Here is a 19,416-nt window from a genome sequence, read left to right on the forward strand (position 1 = left end):
GGAGCTTACAATTCAGACCGGACCAAACTGCCGGAGGAGCTGTCCCAGCGCCATGGAACGGTGTGACCCTCCAGATGCAGCCCGCCGTACCATTCGTCTAGGCCTTGAACCTCTACCCGGTCTGCTAACCCGTCAAGTATCCGCTCACCAAGCTCGGTGATGGCAACCCGGCGGCCCCAAAATTCCGCAATCTGCCGGAAATCCGTATTTCCCTCTGCTCCCTCTATAGTCAGCAGAGGCTGCGGATTATACACCAGAGTGTGCAGATAACGGCCAAAATCAAGATCACCCATGCCGAGCCGGTGCAGCTTGTCGGAAACCAGAGGGAACAGTTCCATCGGTGTAAGCGCGCCATGGCGGACAGCCTGAAGCGTAGTCTCTTCTACGATGCCCAGTCCGTTATGAACCGAAGGAAGCCTTGAGAGATGGGCTTTGAATGCTTCATAGGCAAAGGGCAGCGCAGATGCCGAAAGTTCTCCCCTTCTCTCCTCCAGCAGAGCAGCCATCGTTCCAGGATCGGGAGAAGCATAGGCTCGCCAAAGATCGCTGCCCAGTTCCATTTCTTTGCGTCCAATGCCCTGCCAGGTTCCAGACAATGTTCCAAGTTGCGCCGGAGTCAGCTGGCCAAGACCGTGAAACAGCTCAATCCCCGGAAATTCACCAATGCAGAGCAGGCTTAGCTTCGTACTGCCGAGCTTCTGTCCCTTGAACCAGTGCAGCAGATAAGCAAGCATGCTCTGATCGAACAGATCATGCTCAAACCACAGTACTACTTCATCATAACGTTTGAATTCGCGAAGCTTCGCCTCCTGTGTCTCACAGCTGGCTATATACTCTGTAGAAGGAATTCCTAATGTCTTCTCCAGAACCCCGGCCCGCTGTATCCGTTCACTGGAGGCTGCCGGATTGACGAATATCGGACCCGCGGAATAGATTTCCCGCCAGACCAGCACCTCGCCCTGGACAATTCCCTGCTTCAGCATTTCACCCACACTGTCTCCGTTCACAATATGCAGCATATTTCTGCCTCCTTCATATAGATAGTTGAACATGGAGGCGAGATCGGCAACGGGAAGAGCTCCCTTCAGCTTGCGCCGCCCATCATACAGCCGCTTCTTTAGCGCCGAAACCGGAATCCCCAGATAATCAGAGATCTCCTGAAGGGAATAACCATAATAATAAAACAGCTGCATGGGCACCCGCAGCTTCGCAGACAACGCCGCAACCGTTCTCTGCAGCAGCTGTTCCCCTTCTCTGCGCTCGGCAATTTCCGCAACGCCCGGCGACTTTTCCGAGAGGTGCAGGGCATCATCAAGAGGCAGCAATATATGTCGTTTATGTCTCAGACTCCGCTGGCACTGCCTTACGACAATCGTCTTGAACCATCCCGGAAACGCAGCCGGATCCTGCAGCTTTCCTAGATTCAAATAAGCTTCAATATACGCTTCCTGCACAACATCTTCAGCAAGATGTACATCTTTCAGCATGTCGTAAGCTACAGCATAAGCCATACCGTGATAATGCCGCATTAACTGCCCGAACGCCTCCGAATTCTCTTGTTGTGCCTCTTCAACCCATTGCCGCATCACTTTCGATCCTCTTTTCACATGTTCTTAACTATAGGTGCCATCTACGGGAAGAAAGGTTACAACGATCTTGGTGCAAGGGCTAAAACAACCTCATTACTCACTTAATCTACTAAAAATCAGCATATTCATTAAGACAACCACACACTCCGAATTCAGTGCCACACATAAGATGATGTAGACTGAAGGGGGTGATTTGAAATGGTAAAAACTCTTTTGGATTATAATGCTACTGTAGTAACACCAATTACAGGAGGGATTTCTACTTTGATCCCAATCTCTCCATCAGGCGTGGAGATTGCAGGAGTAGGGGTGTATATTGATCCCGCAAATCCTGCCCATTTCCCGAACAAGGTGGAATTGAAAGCTACCATTGGTATCGATGTTCCCAATCTCGGTGATTTCCCGAATATTCTGATCCGCATTTGGCGTGCAGGCGTTGAAATTTTCTATGCGCTGGCAGAATATGAAGAAGACTTTAACGATGACGGGATCATCAGCCTGCATATGGTAGATATCAATGCTCCAGCCGGAACACAAAATTATCAGCTGATTGTTGAAAATCAGGATAATAACTCCACTGCATACGTTGTCGGTCCTGTTGTTTTTAGCGCGATGGCGATCGGTGGCTAGTAGGATCCTCAATTCTCTAAATCATATTATACGCTAACCTATCATCAATGATTAGCAGGTTTACAATTCAAGGCAAAAAGCTTCCTCTTGTGGGAAGCTTTTTGTGCTGAAGCGATACGCTTGTCAAACTTGCTTAGATTTAACACTTTTGAACTCTACCGCCTTTTCTGTGCCTTCCAGAGTTTGAATAGCCTGGGTGAGCTGATGAAGCGAAGCATCCAGTTTATCCAGCTTCTCTCCTACCGTTTCCAGTACATAACGAATCAGAATAAAGCAGAGTGTGACCGGAAAGCCCACATTAGTAATCAAGCTGACAACATCTGCAATGTCCATAAATCTCCCCTCCCTTCCTAAACCGACGTTTTAATTGAAGGGAAACTTCGGGCTTTGTTTTACAACCGATTCCATTAAATTGGAAAACGTGTATAATATATAGGAACACATGTTCCTTTTTTGGTTGTTATTTCCCTCTTAAAAGTTCCCTATATACATAAACGTTAAATAGTAGAAAGGGGAGTGTTGGTGTGCAGCAGAGTGAATATAACCGCTATAAAACCGAAATATACCGTATTGGCTGGAGACTGCAATATCGGGCAAAGAAGATCAAGCGACAAGAGAACAGCTACGATGACAAGCTTGCCGTCCCTTCATTCACAGAATCTTCAGATAACAAAATCGCTGCGGAACAGCTGATCAGCATGTTGTCCCCATACGAGCGATCCATTTTGCAAAAAATCTATTTGGAAGGCTTGACGGAAGCTGAAGTCGCTCGCCAACTCAACATCAGTCAACAGGGGGTGCACAAATGGAAAAGGAAGCTGATTCAGCGCCTATCCCAGATCGCGAATTTTTAAATTTGCTGAACGAGGTCAGAAACAAAGACCCCGAAGCCACGCTTCAACTGATTGAGCTGTACAGGCCGGTCATTCTCCGGCTAAGTCAATTTATACATTTGCCGGCGGAGGATGTGACTTCCGAAATTATCGTAGAGTTTCTGGAATTAATTCATAGCGAAAAGCAAGTTTAATACCCTTGGAATACGTTTACTAGATTATTCAACTGCACCATGTTCCTCACGAGCAGATTGCTGCAAGGAAGGCCGTATTACGATTCATTTGGATCCATTCAGACATAAAGTTGCGTTCCCCGTCATGTTACGAGGAACGCAGCTTATTTTTGTTCTTTTTTATCCTAACTCACCTCCCGAAACAATGGATAGTTATTAAAGACTCTAAACATAATATAGAGGATTCTAATAAGGAGGGAATATAAAAATGTCAGATAAAAGGTTATCGATTGCAGCCTTAGGTGGCGTTCATGAAATTGGTAAGAACATGTATTTCCTGCAATACGCCGATGACATTCTTGTTATCGATTGCGGCTCTAAATTCCCGGATGAGAGTCTGCTTGGCATTGACCTAATCATTCCAGATGTATCTTATTTATTAAATAATGTCGACAAGTTAAGAGCACTGATTGTGACTCATGGACATGAGGACCACATTGGAGGGATTCCCTACCTGCTCAAACAATTAAATATCCCCATCTACGCCTCCCGTCTGACCCTGGGGTTAATTGAAAATAAGCTCAAGGAACATCGTCTGCTCCGCCAGACCAGCCTGCATTGCATCGATGCCGATTCGAGCCTCACCTTCGGTTCCATTACGACGACCTTTTTTAGTACCAACCACAGCATTCCTGATTGTCTCGGTGTCGTCTTTGATACTCCTGAAGGAACGGTTGTCCATACGGGCGACTTCAAGTTCGATATGACACCTGTCAATAAACAATATCCGGACATACATAAAATGGCCGACATCGGCAAAAACGGTGTTAAAATTCTGCTCTCGGAGAGCACGAATGCCGAACGTCCCGGATTCACTCCCTCCGAGAGGCTTGTAGGTGCGCATATGGAAGAAGCTTTTCAAAAAGCAGATCGCAGAATATTTGTCTCCACTTTCGCCTCCAATGTGCACCGTCTGCAGCAAATTGTTGATGCCTCTATCCATACCGGACGTAAGCTTGCCTTACTTGGCCGAAGCATGGTGAACGTAGTCTCCGTATCCCAGGAATTGGGTTATTTGAGCATCCCGGAAGGGATGCTGGTAGAACCTGCGGAAGCTGCGAAACTGCCTCCAGATCAGATAGCTGTCCTCTGCACAGGCAGTCAAGGTGAGCCCATGGCAGCATTGTCCCGTTTGGCCAACTCCAGCCATAGGCTGATGGAAATCGGAGCCGGGGATACCGTTCTTCTCGCGGCCAATCCGATCCCGGGCAATGAGCGTAATGTATCCAGGATTGTTGATAATCTATACATGCTCGGCGCGAGGGTCATCTACGGATCAAAGAGCGAGCTTCATGTGTCCGGGCATGGCAGCCAGGAGGAATTGAAGCTGATGCTTACCCTAATGAAGCCTGAATACTTTATTCCAATTCATGGAGAATACCGCATGCTTCATCATCATAGCCTCTTGGCGGAAGCAGTCGGAGTTAAGGAGGACAATATATTTATCTTGAAAAACGGCGAGGTCGTTGAATCACTGGAAGGGGTTGTCCGTCAATCGGGGCGGGTTACCGCCGGTCAAATATTTGTGGATGGCCTGGGAATCGGCGACATCGGCAATGTGGTCTTGCGGGACCGCCGTCAGTTGTCTGCGGATGGGGTGTTGATCACTGTCATTACCCTTAGCCAAACGGATGGCCGGATGCTGAGCGCCCCTGACACGATATCCCGTGGCTTCATTTATGTACGGAATTCAGACAAGCTAATGGAAGAGATCAATCAGTTTATCGCAGCAACCCTGGAGAAAATGAGCAAAGGGGATTTGGGTCAATGGAATATCATGAAGCAAACGCTCAAAGATGCCTTGGGCAAATATCTGTACGAGAAAACAAAACGCCGCCCGATGATTCTTCCGATCATTATTGAAGTGTAATTGTGATTAAACATTCATGTGAAATCTGAAATAGTTTGGCGTGTTGCTGGGTATGCTAAATTTGATCAAATTTAAAAGCAAAGGAGCTTGTTTATGACAGGAATTTTAGGTGGCAATCCCAAAGACGAACCGATGCATTATGGAGAGATCTTTAGCGTGTGGCAAGCCTCGATGGTAGCGAAAGGGGCTCTCTCCTTTTACCGGGCCTATACGTATCATGCCGGTGATAATGATCTTAAAAAAGTATTAGCCGCATTAATTGATCAAGCCGAGCTGGAAATCAGCGAGTGCGATTCGCTGCTGGCTGATAACGGTATTGCTTCAGCACCGGTAATGCCTAGTAGACCCGAAGTCAAGCTTGAGGATATTCCTGTAGGGGCTCGCTTCACAGATCCGGAGATTGCTGCCAAAATTGCTGCTGATAACGCAGCCGGATTGGTTGCCTGCAGCCAGGTTATGGGACAATCCATCAGAGAAGATGTTGGTGCTTTATTTGCAAAATACCACCTTACCAAAGCAGCCATAGGCCTTAAAATTCTGCATCTGACCAAGAAAAAAGGCTGGTTGATCCCTCCGCCTCTTCAAGTAAAAAGACCAGAAGCCGTTAAGGCTTAACCTAAATCAGAATGTAAAGAAGGCCCGCAATCCATTGCGGGCCTTCTTTTTGTTGTCCTACTAACGGCTTTCTGCGAATATGCTTAACGTAAAGGGGGAGGTCAGCATTAATATATTTATAGGATATGTTTTTCTCGGATTATCGCTTTCGGCTCCAATCGGTCCCATTAATGCCGCACAGCTGGACAAGGGTATTCGTGGAGGCTTCTGGCATGCCTGGGTGGTAGGCCTCGGGGCAATCAGCGCAGATATTATTTATATGCTGCTGGTCTATTTTGGAATTATTCATTTGCTCGAAGCTCCGTTTGTTAAAGCCTTCCTATGGTTATTTGGTTTCTTTGTACTGGTCTATTCAGGTGTGGAGAGCATCAAAAATGCAGGTGTAATCACAGCACCCGACATGAGGGGAAGGGAAGCTTCGCTGTACAGATCCTATCTGTCAGGTTTTCTGATGTCACTGTTCAATCCTTTATCTATTTTATTCTGGCTAGGCATTTACGGATCCGTCCTGGCCAAGGCGGCAAATGAGTATCCCATGCAGCAGTTATTAGTGTATAGCGGGGCTATCGTAATCGGGATTCTCATTTGGGATGTTTCTATGGCTGCCGCCTCCAGCATCTTTCGGAAGCTGCTGACCGCTCAGGTTTTAAAGGGGATTTCCGTTGTGTCCGGCCTGTCGCTGGTTGGCTTTGGTTTGTATTTTGGGGTACAGGCTATCCAGCTGCTATTTTTCCACTAAAGCTTGCTCTTCCGCAGCCTGATGCCTGTGATCCGAAACCCAGGTCCACCCGGCAGTGTTTCGTGTTCATTCATTTCCTTATCTTCTTGAGGCTGGTTGCCAGCTGAAGCAGCTGCATGTTTTTTCTTTACCCGCTGGACGATCCAATCACTTAGCGCGATCAGCGACAGAATCAGGAGACTGATGTAGAACCCTGGACGACTGAGTGCATGAAAAAGAGTGCCCGCAACCGCTATCCCGATAAGCAGCAGCCCGATCCATCGCTTAATTCCGCTTATTTTAGTTGGTTTCAGCAGCCTGCCTGAAGAGAGCAAAATAAAGGACCAGTTATACAGGATCATCAACCCTGCAGCGGTAGTGATATATTCATATACTTTCCCTGGCAACCACAGTGACATCATAATGGCTCCAACTAGACCCGCAGCAATCAGACACATCGCAAAGAATGGATACTTATCCTTCCATTTTTTGGAGAACAAGCGGGGGGCGTCCCCTTCCTGCGCAAGGGTAATCATCATCGAAGTTATGGCGTAAAGCGATGCGGTCATCGTGGAGAAGCCGGCAATGATCAGCACTCCATTAAACAAATGAGGGACAAAAGCCAGATGGTCACTGCTGAGAGCAAGTACAAACGGGCTTTCTTTCGAATTAAAAGCATTAAAGGGTACCATTGTTACAGCGAGCCCGATAGACAGGACATACACAGCAGCGAGCGCCAGCAGCATGACCTTTCCAGCTTTAGGTGCATCATCAGGCTTCTGGAGTCTGTAGGACATAATGCCAATTACCTCTATGCCGCCATAGGCATAAAAAGCAAAAATAAAGGCAGACCATAACCCTAAGCCCCCTGCCGGAAATAACGCAGAATAGCTAAGCGGAAGTTTGGGAGCATACTTTCCTCCGCCAATCCAGCCTGCCAGAAGAGCTGCCGCAATCACCAGGAACATTAGAATAGCTGCCACCTTGATGATAGCCAGCACATTTTCAACCCGATCGAACCCCTTGTTGCCAAAAAAAACGATTAACAGGCTTACAGCACCAAACCCGGCTGCAAAGACCCACATCGGCACGGCTGGGAACCAGAAGCGCGAAAAAATGGACAATGCCGTTAGCTGGCTTCCCATAATCAATAGCTCCGAGAACCAGTACATCCAACCACTGCCGAACCCTGCCCAGCTTCCGAATGCCTTTTTGGCATAGGACCGAAAGGAACCCTGCTCCGGGTGCTGTGCAGTCATTCGCGCCAAGGCGTCAAATACGACATAGGTTCCAACAGCTGCCAGAATATAGGCAAGCAGCACCGCAGGGCCCCCGGTGGAGATCGCTAGACCAGAGCCAAGATAGTAACCGGTGCCTATAGTCCCAGCGACTCCCAATAAGCTCAATTGCCACCATTTCAGTTTCTTTTCCTCTTTGGTCTTGCTGGAAGTTTGGTTCATGTATCATTCATCCCTTCCTGTAGCGGTTTACTTTGTTCCTTTTATTTCTTTATAATCCATCCCATTTCTTGAGTACAGGGCTTACCTTGCACGCTGCCGGATTGGAATCCCCTTTTTCTGCACCAATTTGTTTTGTCTCTGTTTATTCTTTCCGCCATTTCCGCTTGTGCTTGGAGTAACTGCAAACAATGACAGCAGTCCGCCAACTGCCCCTACCGCTGCCATAGTACCGAATAAGACCCAGTGCCCTCTATTCATCAGCAAAGATACTACTGGCGGCCCAGCCGCAACTCCGATAAACCTCATGCTGCTGTATAAGGAAGTAATGGTGCCGCGCTTCTCCTTCTCAATCCCTTCCGTGATCAGCGCATCCATACAAGGCAATACCATACCAATCCCAATTCCGCTCAAACTTAAAAACCCCACCATAAAATAAATATTCCGGCTAAATCCTGTAGTAAGCATTGCAGCCGTGAGTAAAGCCATGCCGCTAAAGCCCAGCCATTTCATCAGCGTCTTGTTTTGTCCGATAATTTTCCCGGTCCCAAAAGAAGCCAGACACAGCAGTGCAAGTGGTATCGCCAGCACAAATCCCTTTGAAGCCCCATGTAGGTTGTATTCTGATTCCAAGGTCTCCGACAAATAGAACAATACACCGAAGGTTGCAACCATACATATTCCGCCGATGGCAAATATTGCATAGAGCCAGCGGCCTTTCTCATGGAGTATATCTTTGATTGTCGACAAAAACTGACCCAGGCCCATTTTTTCAGACCGCTCCTCTGCCTCTGGCTTTTTGACCAGAAACACAACCAGCACAAATGAAACCAGACAAAGAATGGGAATGGCTATAAAAGGAGCATACCAAAGCAATGTTCCCAGATAAGCTCCAAGGATCGGGCTTAACACTTTACCGAAGGTATTGGAAGTCTCAATCACTCCCAAGCCTTTGCTAACCTCCTTCTCATCCTTGAACAGATCCCCCACAAAGGGAAGCACGATTGGGAATGCGCCCGCTGCACCAATACCCTGCAGTAAACGCCCCCCCAGTATGACCCAGTAAGCATTTACTCCAGCCATGAACCATGCAGCGGCTACGCAGACTGCTCCGCCCAGGGCAGCTAAAATAAGGCTCGGTAAAATAACGATTTTTCTTCCGTAGCGGTCGGATAAATAGCCGGCGACCGGAATCATCAGTATGGCTATAAGGCCATAAACCGTGATGATCATACTCACTTGAAATGCGTTGATATTAAGTTCCTTTGATATTTGCGGCAGAATAGGCAACAGCATGGAATTTCCGAGTGTCATAATTAGCGGAATGGAAGCTAGTGCAACCAGTGCGGCTTTTTTTCCTTTCATGGACGAACCACCTTTTTTATATTCACATACCGCTTATTGTGGTTTCAACGGACATATTTATACGTTTGATTTCATCGGAAACAGTTGTTCCGGGTTATACTTCCTTCCAACTGGTGCATAAACAAACAGTCTTTAGAGGAAACTACACGGAAAAATATCAAATCAAGATTTATAAGGAGGACTTTCAATTGTATTTCTATAAAGAAGGACTGATTAATGGGATCGTCGTAGATAAGCCCGATCCTGCTGCAGCCAAAGTACTTCAGGAAATATTGGGCGGCCATTACGGAGAGATGCGTACCATGATGCAGTATTTCTTTCAGAGCAGCAATTTTCGGGGGAAAGAATTACAGTTTCGTGATTTGCTCCGCGGTGTATTCCTGGAAGAAATTGCTCATGTAGATCTGGTCCAGCATACCATTAACCAGTTGCTAAACGGGTCCGGTGAAGAGCAGGCTGGAAATGGGGGCAGAGATGGCGCTCCTTTGGACGAAGCCGTGAAGCATGCCAATCCCCATCATTTTATTATGGGCGCACAAGCCTCATTGCCTGTGGATGCCATGGGCAATCCTTGGCTTGGAAACTACGTCTACAGCCATGGAAATCTGATCAGTGACCTTCTGAATAATGTCGTGCTGGAATCGACGGGGGTGCTGCAGAAGACCCGGATTTATGAGATGAGCTCAAACAAAACATTCCGCGAAACACTGGGCTTCCTGATCGTGCGCGATAATGCCCATCAAAATGCGTTCGCTAAGGCGTTGGAGACTCTGGGTGTCAATTGGGGAAACATATTCCCGGTTCCGAACTATGACATCAATAAGTACCCGGAATGCCGTAAATTCGTAGACATGGGTTACCATAACATTCAATTTAACTTTAGCTTGGATCCGTCAAGAATGGCAGAAATATTCCAAGGCACTTCTCCTAGCCGCAACAAAGGAAATCTTGACGTAGTTGCTCCTCCAGAGGGTTTCCCTGTACCGGTTATGCCTGAAATGCCTAACGAACATAGCCCTGGGATACAGGATATGCATATGTAATTCCACTGTCCAAACAGACTTAGGCAGACCCCCAAGGCCCGCGTAATAATCGCGGGTCTTGGGGGTTAGTTGTCCTATATGAATAAGCAACTCTGCTTTAACCTTTTGGTGGGAACGGATCATTGCCATAGCTGATAGAATCAGAAATCTTGCCATCCTTATTGTGAATTTTCTGCTCGATGTGAGCCTTCTTTGCCTCTTTTTTCCCGGCCTTCTCCGCCTCTTCCTTGGTCCGGTGATGGCTGAGCTTCTCTCCGCCCTGCTGATTGTCCCAACCTCCGTTTTTACCCGGAGTCGTATGGATATTATGCTTGCGCTGATCTTCCATCTGATTATTCCTCCTCTTCACCCTTAGGATTGACGCTCCTTTTCGGGCCTGCATGCCACTTATTAACCTCATAAAGTAGAGTACAATCAAGGGAACTGGTCCAGAACAAAATCACCCTAACGGGCTCTAGCATTTGCTCTCGGTAACTCTTTTTCTTCCGTTCTTTGGTTGCAAAGATCATCTCGATTTGTTTATGTACCATGAACCGCCACAGATTTATGACCTTCTGCGACTCCTTGTTTTTTCCACGGCTGTATAAACCGTAGCGCCCTACCATCCGGAAATGCTTCGGCGGGATGTGCTGCACCAGGTCGTATATAAATTTCATCACTGGTGAGACCACATCTACCCGTTTACCCGTTCGGTGATCTGCATACCAATAATGGACTTTATGGTAACCATAGCTGACGACCCGGTACTCTGCGATCGCTGGACGTGCTAAATAACGCCCTATATATTTTGCGGCTCCCCGCGCAGCTGGACAAGGGTATTCGCGGAGGCTTCTGGCATGCCTGGGTGGTAGACCTCGGGGCAATCAGCGCAGATATCATTTATATGCTGCTGGTTTATTTTGGCGTTATCCATTTGCTTGAGGCTCCTTTTGTGAAAGCCTTCTTATGGTTATTCGGTTTCTTTGTTCTGGTCTATACAGGTGTGGAGAGCATCAAAAATGCAGGCGAAATCTCCGCAGCCGAGATGAGAGGAAGCGAAATTTCCCTGTCAAAGTCCTATCTGATGTCTTTATTTAATCCGCTCTCGATTCTGTTCTGGCTCGGGATTTACGGGTCCATCCTTGCTAAGGCAGTCAATGAATACCCAATGCAGCAGTTACTAATGTACAGCGGAGCTATCGTATTAGGGATTCTTCTTTGGGATGTATCCATGGCGCCAGACCCGAGCCTAAAAAATACCCTGTACCAATGGTGCCCGCAACTCCCAGCAAACTCAGCTGCCACCATTTCAGTTTTTTGTCTTCTTTGGTATTACTGGAAGCTTGGTTCATGTATTTCGTCCTCATCACATTATCAATAGCTATTTCAGCATCATTCAATTGAATGAAATCCGATAATTTGGTAGGGGATTTCCCGATGCTATTAAAAAACTCTATATCATATTTATACATTGCATTGTCCAAGTTCGGATTTTCGCCCAAAGGCGGTACGGTTACGCACTCCGCGTTTATCGTTTTCGCAAGGCATAAGCAATTAAGTTCAGAGGTTTTCCGCGCCGCCTATGGCTATTTGTTGTTTTTAATCGCACCTAAATACCCACAGCCGCCATCCCAGCGAGTACCTTTTCCCCTCTCGCCTCCATATCCCTGCCGCTGAACTTTTGTAGCGGCAGTTCGGAAACGATATTCCCATCCTTCGTAAACAGAACCCTATCAGCCCTGGCCGCGACTTTCGCATCGTGGGTCACAAGCAATATGGCTGTGCCCTCTGTGTTGATGTCCACCAGCAGCCCCATGATTTCCTCCGCCGACTTTGAGTTGAGCGCGCCAGTCGGCTCGTCGGCAAAGAGAATCTCCGGCGCATTCATCAGGGCGCGGCAGATGCCGGCCCGCTGGAGCTCGCCGCCCGAAACCTCCGTGGTATCCCTGCTTTCAAGCCCGGCAATCCCTGTTTTCTTCATCAGGGCTTTCGCCTTTTGCGTGAGTTTCGCTGTATCCTTTTTGCCCTCATGCGCGGCGGGGAGAATGATATTATCCAAAAGATTCAAGTTTTTCAGCATAGTGGGCTGCTGAAAGACAAAGCCCATTTTTGTCCGGCGAACATCCGCAAGCGCGTTTTCGCGGAGTTTAGATAGTTCGGTATCGCCAAATTTCACCGCCCCTCCTGTAATCTCGTCCATGCCGCTGAGCGCGAACAGCAGTGTAGATTTCCCTGAACCGGACGGCCCCATCACGGCAACAAACTCGCCTTTTGCTATTTCCACGTTTACTCCATTCAGCGCTTTGACCTGCTCCTTACCCTTGCCAAAGGTTTTCACGATGTTTTTACCTGTAATGATGCTATTCATAATGTTAAGCCTCCTTAATATGTTCGGAAATTTTTAATGCCTGGATGCCGGAAACGCCCAGCATGGTGGCGGCGACAACGCAACCCGTAATCAGCAGAGGCGAAACGAGGTAGACAAACCACGGGTTTACCGCAAAATGGAAGGTTGTTGCGCCAAAGGAAGAAACGATTGCCACGCCGACAAGCTCTCCCAGCGTGTTTGCCAGAATCGTGCCGATGATTACTCCCAGTACCAGCACGGTGATGGAGCGCGTAAGATACTGCCCGCGAATATCCGCACCGGTGAAGCCCATTGATTTCAGTATGGCGATAGGATAACGGTCTTTCGCCACCAGCATTTTCATAAACAGCACCGTGACCAGTAGTGTGAGCAGGACGGTTGCCCCGATAGCGACAGCGGAAGCCATTTTGATGGCGTCCCGTATAGAGCCGAGCATCTGCCCAATGCTTTCGTCGATACCGGTAACCTTGGCGAAAGGGAACTGTTCCCTGTACTGTGATATTGCCGCCTTTACACTCTGGCGGTCACGGAACGTGACCGCCAGACCGACGCTCAAAACATCTCCGTTATTTGCCTCAAAACTGGCTTGCGCCGTTCGGCCACCGTTGGTGACATCAGAGTAAATCCCACAGACCGTCAGGTGCTTTTCCGCACCGTCAACGATTAAAATGATTTCATCCCCAACTGTTTTTTCAAGGTCTTTGGCATTGAGGACGGAGAGAGCGAGTTCCGATTCCGATTGCGGCGCACGGCCCTTGGAGTAGGTGATAGGAAAGGCGGAATAGTCACCAAATGCCACCCGCAGCTTCTCCATCGTTCCGTCGTCCGCTTTCCGGTCTAACATCATGCCGGTGAACAAAGCATACTTTTCAACATTCTTATCCTCCGCCAGCACATCAGCAACTTCCGCCGCCTTCCCCAGAACGTCCTCCACCTGTGTCCGCATCACCCCGATATTAACGTCGGAAATTCCCATGCCCATGTAGGTGATGAAGCTTTCCGCAGAAATGGTGCTGCTGATATTTTGCGGCACAATCATAATGAATGAGGAAATGACCAGCACCATCAGCATGGTGAGATACAGCTTTTTCCGGGAAAGAACATCCTTGATTCCAAGAAAGATATTCCGGGAAAAGAGCCTGTTATTACTCAGCCGGAAATTTCTGGCCGATCTCGATTTTTCCTGCGACGCGCCGAACCGCACCGCCTGCGCCGCAGATATTTTACGGAAGCGCCGCAACATGCCGTTCACATACAGCATGACAACCCCGCAGATTACCGTCGCCCCCAAAAGTCCGCAGAGCAAGCCGGGTAACGGGCTGCCGCTTTCGCCCATGTACAGGCGGATGTTTTGCATGAAAGGCGTTTGGAGCGGCAGGGAGGCCAGAAAGCCCAGCGCGCAGGCCGCCCCCGCGATAGCGCCGTATTTCGCAAGGTAGAGCTTTTTAATCTGCGATACCCGCATCCCAACGGCCTTCAGTACGCCTATTTCCTTATAATCCTCTTCGATTTTAGCTAGTAGCGTAAAGCGGATACACAAAAACGCCACGATGATGACAAGGACGCCTATCAACACCAGCACGGCAATCATGATGCCGTCCGTAATGCCGTTTATCATCTTCACTTGAGTGTAAGTGATAGCGGGCGGACCGTTTGCCGGAAGCCCCGCATCGAGATAGGTTGCCTCGAAAGCCGGGAAGGAAACGTCCTCTGCCAGCCGGAACTCAATAAGGTTTTCTAACTGTCCGAACTCACGGACTCTTTCAAAATCCGCTTGACTCACAAGGAACCGCTTGGAGCTTACCATCGCCGCGTTCATGATAGAATCCCGTAAAAACCCCGCGACGGTAAAGGAAATGCCATGGATTGTCACCGTATCGCCAAGTGCCGCGTTTCCTTCCTGCATGTAATAGATGGGGACATAGATTTCGCCGTCGGCGGGATGGATGACTTCGCCGTTTAAGTTAAGCAGGAAGTCGAATTTCCCGCCCTGCACTGAAAGGCCGTTGTCCTGTATGCTTCCGGCAAGGGAATCGTCCCCGATGACAATGTCCGCGCCCTCGATGTTGAGGAACTCCAACACCTGATAATCCTCTACGTTGTCATTAGCATCCGCGAAGCTCCGCAACTGTTCCAAATCTACGTCGCCTGTGTGCATCTGCATGAAATGAGGCGACTTTGCCGAAAGAAGCATATTGTCGATACCGCCGAACAGGTTTACTGTCAGCGATGCGGCCAAAGCGGTCAGCATGGCGGCAACGAGGATAAACGCCGTAATCGTCGCGGTAATCAGCTTACTTTTGCGTATATCGTTTTTGATAATTTTTTGATACATATTCATCCCTCCGTCTTTCTGTGTCCTGAAACTTTTGGAAAACTCAGGACAAACATCTTTGTATAAGGAGAGGGTGCGTCCAATACGAAAACCTCGCCGGAATGCTGTTCTATCACCTTTTTCACAATGGCAAGCCCAAGTCCTGTTCCACTGCTGGTACTTCTTGAATCACTGCCGGAAACAAAAGGCTCGAACAGATTCCCGGCGATGGCCTCCGGGATAGCCGCTCCGTTATCGGCAATTTGTAACTCAATACAGCCGGGTTCATCCGTCAGCCCCACGGACAATAGGCTGCCCACCGGGTTATGGCGGATTGCGTTTGTCAGCAGATTGCCAATAGCACGGTTGGTTTCCAACGAATCCGCCATGTAAAATACTGGTTTGTCCGGCAACCGCAGCTCCAATTTCATCTGCCTGCTTTCGATTTCACCAAACAAAGTGGCGCAAGATACGCGAAGCAGCTCTACAAGGTCAACCTTCGCAAAATTCATCCGGTATTGCGGCGTACCCAGCTTGGAATAGGAAAGCAACTGGTCAATCAATTGGTTCATCTGCCCGGATTTCGCTTTAATCGCCAGATGGTATTCCCGCTGTTTGTCCGGCTCCTCCACCATACCGCTTGCCAAGGCTTGCGCGTATCCGGAAATCGTTGTCATGGGGGTTTTCAAGTCATGGGCAATGTGCGAGAAAAGCCGCATCCTCTCATTTTCCATTGTCATTCGCTTTTCTTCGGAGTCTTTCAGCTTTCGTGCCATAAAATTGAAAGCATCCCGCATTTCCCCAAATTCCGTTTCTGTTTCAAAGTCCAGTGTAGTGTCTAAATGACCGGCCGTAACCTCCTTGAAACCTTCTTCCATTTTCTGTATAGGCTCCATGATTTTCCTGTTGATTCCGCGCCCAAAAAGGACAATCCCAATAAAATATATCGCAACTGTGATAAGATTCCAGATAACTGAAAGCGTGATTTGAAGGGTTTCCGTCCCCTCGGCCAGAGGGGAAGACGCCAGTTCCGAGAAGTTCATCCCGTTATTCAATGTAAACAGACTGATTAAAAACTCCAATACCAGAAGCGTCAGTGCAATTCCGATGGTATAGCCTATGAATCTGCGCATGATGACACTTTTGAAACTACGCTTTTTCTTCATGTACGCACCTCCAGACGATACCCTAATCCCCGGACGGTTCCGATGGATACCGCACCGTCACCAGGAAGTTTGCCGCGCAGCTTGCTGATGGCGACCATCACCGTATTGTCGTCCACGATGGCTGCCTCCTGCCATGCAGCTTCATAAATCTGCTGTTTGGTGTATACGCGTCCGGGACTTTGCATAAACAGCTTCATCATGTTAAATTCCGTGGCGGTAAGAGGGATTGTCCCGCTGCCAAAGCTAAGTGTGCAAGCGGAAACATCCATACACAGTTCGCCTGCCGTCAGTAAAGCCGCTTCGGAATCCGCCGCACCTCCGTCATAGCGTCGTAATTGAGCTTTGATTCGGGCTGTGACCTCCAAAGGGTCAAAAGGCTTTGTAACATAATCGTCCGCACCAAGATCAAGCCCTAATATTTTCTCATGATTTTCCGTTTTAGCGCTCACGATAATAATGGGAAGATTGCTGCGTTCTCTCAAACCTTTGATAAGCTGATAGCCGTCAAGCTCCGGCATCATAATGTCGATGACAGCCAAATCAATCCGTGCGGACGCAGCCTGTTTAAGCGCCTCCAATCCATTTTCAGCCTGTATCACGGAATAGCCGTCCTTTTCTATATACAACCGCAGAAGCTCACGAATCTCCTTCTCGTCATCTACAATCAGAATAGTTTTGTTCATGGTTTCACCTCTCTTCTTGCTCATCATACCTTCGAGCCGTAAGTTCATTATAATTGTCCTACCTTTCAGTTAAACATGGTTAACCTTAACATTACCTTAACATTGCTCCTGCAATCCGGCTGTCAATGCTGAGCATTGTGCCGGGAAAGAAAATACTGCGACTTTGCGGGGCGAGGCATTGGAGCATAAGTTCCTGCGCATCTACTACGCCGTGTTATGGAACACCTGAATAAGCTGGACTCAGAAGCATAACAACATTTTATTTTGAATAATTCACACGGCGGCGCAAAAAAAATTTATTCGTTCCATTCTGTTCAAAAGCCATGAAATGGCTGCGAAAATCCGGGGATAAAGGCGACCGCTACCGCTTTTCCACAATCAGTCCGTCCACTCCGCTGTTTAAACGGAAATTGTTTCGACAATCTTAAAAAACAGCAAAAAATCGCCCTTTTAGTAAAATGGAGGTACCACCCAACCATCTCAAAAAGGAGCGATTTCTTTGTACATTCAATATACCATGGATCAACTTTGCTTACCAATGGACTTAGAAGAAGACGATCCCCCTCAAAGTATATAAGGAAACCTTAGAGTGTGGATATGAAGTTCGGCAGCCAATGACCAAAAACAAAGAGCAGCGACTCTCCAGTAACGGGAGAAGCGCGGCTCTGTTGTTTTTTACGGTCATTTTTATCACAGAACTGTCCCATTCGCCGGAAACTCCACTTATGGGACAGCCCCTAAAACATATAAATTCTTATCTTTTTAAAAAATCCGCCTCTCCCGAGGCGGCTCCTGCTTCTTGCTCATCCACTCTTGATTTCACCCGTCACGTTCACTGCTCATACTTATCCTTGTTTCACTGCGCAATCTGCTCACGGATGTTCGCAAGGATTTTCTTCTCCAGCCTCGACACCTGGACCTGCGAGATGCCAAGGCGGCTGGCGACTTCAGATTGCGTCTGGTCGCGGTAGTAGCGCAGATAGACGATCAGGCGCTCGCGTTCGGTCAAGGCCCCAATGGCCTCGTTCAGCGCAAGCTTGTCGAACCAGCGCTCCTGCGTTTCGTCAGCGATCTGGTCGATCAGGGTGATCGGGTCGCCGTCGTTCTCGAAGACAGTCTCGTGGATCGAGGTCGGCGGCTTGTTGGCCTCCTGGGCGAAGACGATTTCTTCAGGCGTCACGCCCAGCGCCTCCGCGACCTCGCCGATGGTCGGCAGGCGGTCCAATGTCTTGGACATTTCATCCTTCATCTTGCGTACCTTGTTCGCCATCTCCTTCAGCGAACGGCTGACCTTCAGGGTGCCGTCGTCGCGCAGGAAACGCTGGATCTCGCCGATGATCATCGGCACCGCGTAGGTGGAGAACTTGACCTCATAGCTGAGGTCGAATTTATCTACGGACTTCAGCAGTCCGATACAGCCGATCTGGAACAAATCATCAGGCTCATACCCGCGGTTCATAAACCGCTGCACCACCGACCAGACGAGGCGGATATTGCAGCTTACAAGCGTGTCGCGGGCCAGATTATCTCCAGCCTGACTGAGCGCGATAAGACGTTTGACCTCCGCATCGTCCAAATAGGTCGGCGGAGCTTTTTTTGACTCTGCATCCATGGCTCCAACCCCTAATTGTATAAAGCTTTTTTCGAGACGATGGTTTTCTTCATTGCGATGGAAGTACCGCGCCCCGGTTCACTTGTAACTTCGAACTCGTCCATGAAATTCTCCATAATCGTAAAACCCATACCCGACCGCTCCAGCTCCGGCTTGGAGGTGTACAGCGGCTGCTGCGCCAGCTCCAAATCCTCAATCCCGCGTCCCTGATCCTCTATGGTCAGACGCACGGTTTCGTTCTCAATCGATGCGGAGATGCTGACAATCCCTTCAGGGTCACTGTCATACCCATGAATAATGCAGTTCGTCACTGCCTCCGAAACGACTGTCTTCAGATCATTCAGCTCTTCCATTGTGGGATCGAGCCGGGAGACGAAGGCTGCCACCACCACACGCGCGAACGATTCGTTCTCCGACAGGGCAGCAAACTGCACACTCATGAAGTTACCAGCTTCACTCTTTGTCATAACGCAACCTCCAAATCCGAGAGTGCAGCGCTCTCGTCGTCATATAGGGACATGATTTTGAACAGGCCCGACATTTCCAGCAGCCGCTTCACAGGTGCGGTGGCATCGCAGACTGCCATTTTGCCGCCTTTGCTGCGAATCAGCTTGTACCTCCCGAGAATGACTCCTAAGCCCGAGCTGTCCATAAACTGCAGGTCCTTCAGGCTGAGGATCATATGCTCGACCTGGCCGCGCATAATCGCTTCATCCATTTCCATACGTACATAATCGGCTGCGTGATGGTCCAGCTCTCCAAACAAACGGACAATCAGCACACCCCGGTGATGCTCCATCTCCACATGAGAATTCATGCCTGCCACTCTCCTCTTCGTTGCTTTCAAAACCGCCCTGAGACTAAATGTTTTCCCCTTCAAGGACAAGGTTTTCTACATGGCAATTGAGGATTCCTGCCCCACGACAAAACTAGAAGAAAAT

Annotated in this window: 19 protein-coding genes and 1 pseudogene; 7 read left to right on the forward strand and 13 right to left on the reverse strand. The window is 48.6% G+C overall.

All coding sequences use genetic code 11. From position 1 onward, the window contains the following. Window positions 1-5: 5 nt before the first annotated feature. The gene (locus ACQ76X_RS02190; protein WP_438491594.1) at window positions 6-1,586 is read right to left on the reverse strand and encodes a sigma-70 family RNA polymerase sigma factor; all 1,581 of its coding nucleotides are present in this window, start codon (window positions 1,584-1,586) and stop codon (window positions 6-8) included. Between the two features lie 201 nt (window positions 1,587-1,787). Between ACQ76X_RS02190 and ACQ76X_RS02195 the strand changes: the two genes are divergently transcribed. Beyond that, window positions 1,788-2,219: a hypothetical protein gene (locus ACQ76X_RS02195; RefSeq protein ID WP_438491210.1), complete on the forward strand. Its 432-nt coding sequence runs from the start codon at window positions 1,788-1,790 to the stop codon at window positions 2,217-2,219. Window positions 2,220-2,342: 123 nt separating this feature from the next. Here the strand turns inward: ACQ76X_RS02195 and ACQ76X_RS02200 are convergent, their stop codons facing one another. Continuing rightward, complete coding sequence (locus ACQ76X_RS02200) at window positions 2,343-2,552, reverse strand: hypothetical protein (RefSeq protein ID WP_076108952.1); 210 nt, start codon at window positions 2,550-2,552, stop codon at window positions 2,343-2,345. 191 nt (window positions 2,553-2,743) lie between these two features. Here ACQ76X_RS02200 and ACQ76X_RS02205 point away from each other — a divergent pair, with 191 nt between their 5' ends. The 4 genes from ACQ76X_RS02205 (at window position 2,744) to ACQ76X_RS02220 (ending at window position 6,509) form a co-directional block, all read left to right on the forward strand. Continuing rightward, window positions 2,744-3,073, forward strand: a complete 330-nt coding sequence (locus tag ACQ76X_RS02205) for an RNA polymerase sigma factor (protein WP_038594678.1) — start codon at window positions 2,744-2,746, stop codon at window positions 3,071-3,073. 414 nt (window positions 3,074-3,487) lie between these two features. Further along, window positions 3,488-5,155, forward strand: coding sequence for a ribonuclease J (locus tag ACQ76X_RS02210; RefSeq protein WP_438491596.1), 1,668 nt, complete (start codon window positions 3,488-3,490; stop codon window positions 5,153-5,155). A gap of 93 nt (window positions 5,156-5,248) precedes the next feature. Next, on the forward strand, window positions 5,249-5,770 hold the full coding sequence (locus ACQ76X_RS02215) for a DUF3231 family protein (RefSeq protein WP_438491213.1): 522 nt from the start codon (window positions 5,249-5,251) through the stop codon (window positions 5,768-5,770). Between the two features lie 106 nt (window positions 5,771-5,876). Then, complete coding sequence (locus ACQ76X_RS02220; protein WP_438491597.1) at window positions 5,877-6,509, forward strand: LysE family transporter; 633 nt, start codon at window positions 5,877-5,879, stop codon at window positions 6,507-6,509. Here ACQ76X_RS02220 and ACQ76X_RS02225 read toward each other — a convergent pair. Together ACQ76X_RS02225 and ACQ76X_RS02230 are read right to left on the reverse strand one after the other, a co-directional pair. Then, on the reverse strand, window positions 6,506-7,948 hold the full coding sequence (locus ACQ76X_RS02225; RefSeq protein ID WP_438491214.1) for an amino acid permease: 1,443 nt from the start codon (window positions 7,946-7,948) through the stop codon (window positions 6,506-6,508). The genes ACQ76X_RS02220 and ACQ76X_RS02225 overlap by 4 nt on opposite strands. 81 nt (window positions 7,949-8,029) lie before the next feature. After that, entirely contained in the window at window positions 8,030-9,310 is a 1,281-nt protein-coding gene (locus tag ACQ76X_RS02230; RefSeq protein WP_438491216.1) for an MFS transporter, read from the reverse strand. Window positions 9,311-9,498: 188 nt separating this feature from the next. Between ACQ76X_RS02230 and ACQ76X_RS02235 the strand changes: the two genes are divergently transcribed. Continuing rightward, entirely contained in the window at window positions 9,499-10,353 is an 855-nt protein-coding gene (locus ACQ76X_RS02235; RefSeq protein WP_438491218.1) for a manganese catalase family protein, read from the forward strand. A 97-nt stretch (window positions 10,354-10,450) separates the two neighbouring features. Here the strand turns inward: ACQ76X_RS02235 and ACQ76X_RS02240 are convergent, their stop codons facing one another. Together ACQ76X_RS02240 and ACQ76X_RS02245 are read right to left on the reverse strand one after the other, a co-directional pair. After that, complete coding sequence (locus ACQ76X_RS02240) at window positions 10,451-10,681, reverse strand: DUF2188 domain-containing protein (RefSeq protein ID WP_438491220.1); 231 nt, start codon at window positions 10,679-10,681, stop codon at window positions 10,451-10,453. A gap of 4 nt (window positions 10,682-10,685) precedes the next feature. Beyond that, window positions 10,686-11,216, reverse strand: coding sequence for a transposase (locus tag ACQ76X_RS02245; RefSeq protein WP_438491222.1), 531 nt, complete (start codon window positions 11,214-11,216; stop codon window positions 10,686-10,688). Between ACQ76X_RS02245 and ACQ76X_RS02250 the strand changes: the two are divergent. After that, a pseudogene (locus ACQ76X_RS02250) lies at window positions 11,102-11,570 on the forward strand (LysE family transporter); the annotation flags it as partial. The gene ACQ76X_RS02245 and the pseudogene ACQ76X_RS02250 sit on opposite strands and share 115 nt — an antisense overlap. Before the next feature lie 371 nt (window positions 11,571-11,941). Here the strand turns inward: ACQ76X_RS02250 and ACQ76X_RS02255 are convergent. The 7 genes from ACQ76X_RS02255 to spoIIAA form a co-directional block, all read right to left on the reverse strand. Next, the gene (locus tag ACQ76X_RS02255) at window positions 11,942-12,700 is read right to left on the reverse strand and encodes an ABC transporter ATP-binding protein (RefSeq protein ID WP_438491224.1); all 759 of its coding nucleotides are present in this window, start codon (window positions 12,698-12,700) and stop codon (window positions 11,942-11,944) included. 4 nt (window positions 12,701-12,704) lie between these two features. After that, window positions 12,705-15,035, reverse strand: coding sequence for an ABC transporter permease (locus tag ACQ76X_RS02260; RefSeq protein WP_438491226.1), 2,331 nt, complete (start codon window positions 15,033-15,035; stop codon window positions 12,705-12,707). Window positions 15,036-15,037: 2 nt separating this feature from the next. After that, window positions 15,038-16,180, reverse strand: a complete 1,143-nt coding sequence (locus ACQ76X_RS02265) for an ATP-binding protein (protein ID WP_438491228.1) — start codon at window positions 16,178-16,180, stop codon at window positions 15,038-15,040. Further along, complete coding sequence (locus ACQ76X_RS02270; protein WP_038594700.1) at window positions 16,177-16,863, reverse strand: response regulator transcription factor; 687 nt, start codon at window positions 16,861-16,863, stop codon at window positions 16,177-16,179. The genes ACQ76X_RS02265 and ACQ76X_RS02270 overlap by 4 nt, the downstream gene beginning before the upstream one ends. Before the next feature lie 856 nt (window positions 16,864-17,719). Continuing rightward, window positions 17,720-18,475 carry an RNA polymerase sporulation sigma factor SigF gene (sigF, locus tag ACQ76X_RS02275; protein WP_038594702.1) on the reverse strand — a complete coding sequence of 252 codons (756 nt, stop codon included), beginning with the start codon at window positions 18,473-18,475 and terminating at the stop codon, window positions 17,720-17,722. A gap of 11 nt (window positions 18,476-18,486) precedes the next feature. Beyond that, entirely contained in the window at window positions 18,487-18,942 is a 456-nt protein-coding gene (gene spoIIAB / locus ACQ76X_RS02280) for an anti-sigma F factor (protein ID WP_038594704.1), read from the reverse strand. Beyond that, on the reverse strand, window positions 18,939-19,292 hold the full coding sequence (spoIIAA, locus tag ACQ76X_RS02285) for an anti-sigma F factor antagonist (protein ID WP_038594706.1): 354 nt from the start codon (window positions 19,290-19,292) through the stop codon (window positions 18,939-18,941). Before spoIIAA ends, spoIIAB begins: the two co-directional genes overlap by 4 nt. Window positions 19,293-19,416 lie beyond the last annotated feature (124 nt).

This window comes from Paenibacillus sp. IHBB 3054, from assembly GCF_051594305.1.
GTDB lineage: Bacteria > Bacillota > Bacilli > Paenibacillales > Paenibacillaceae > Paenibacillus_AQ.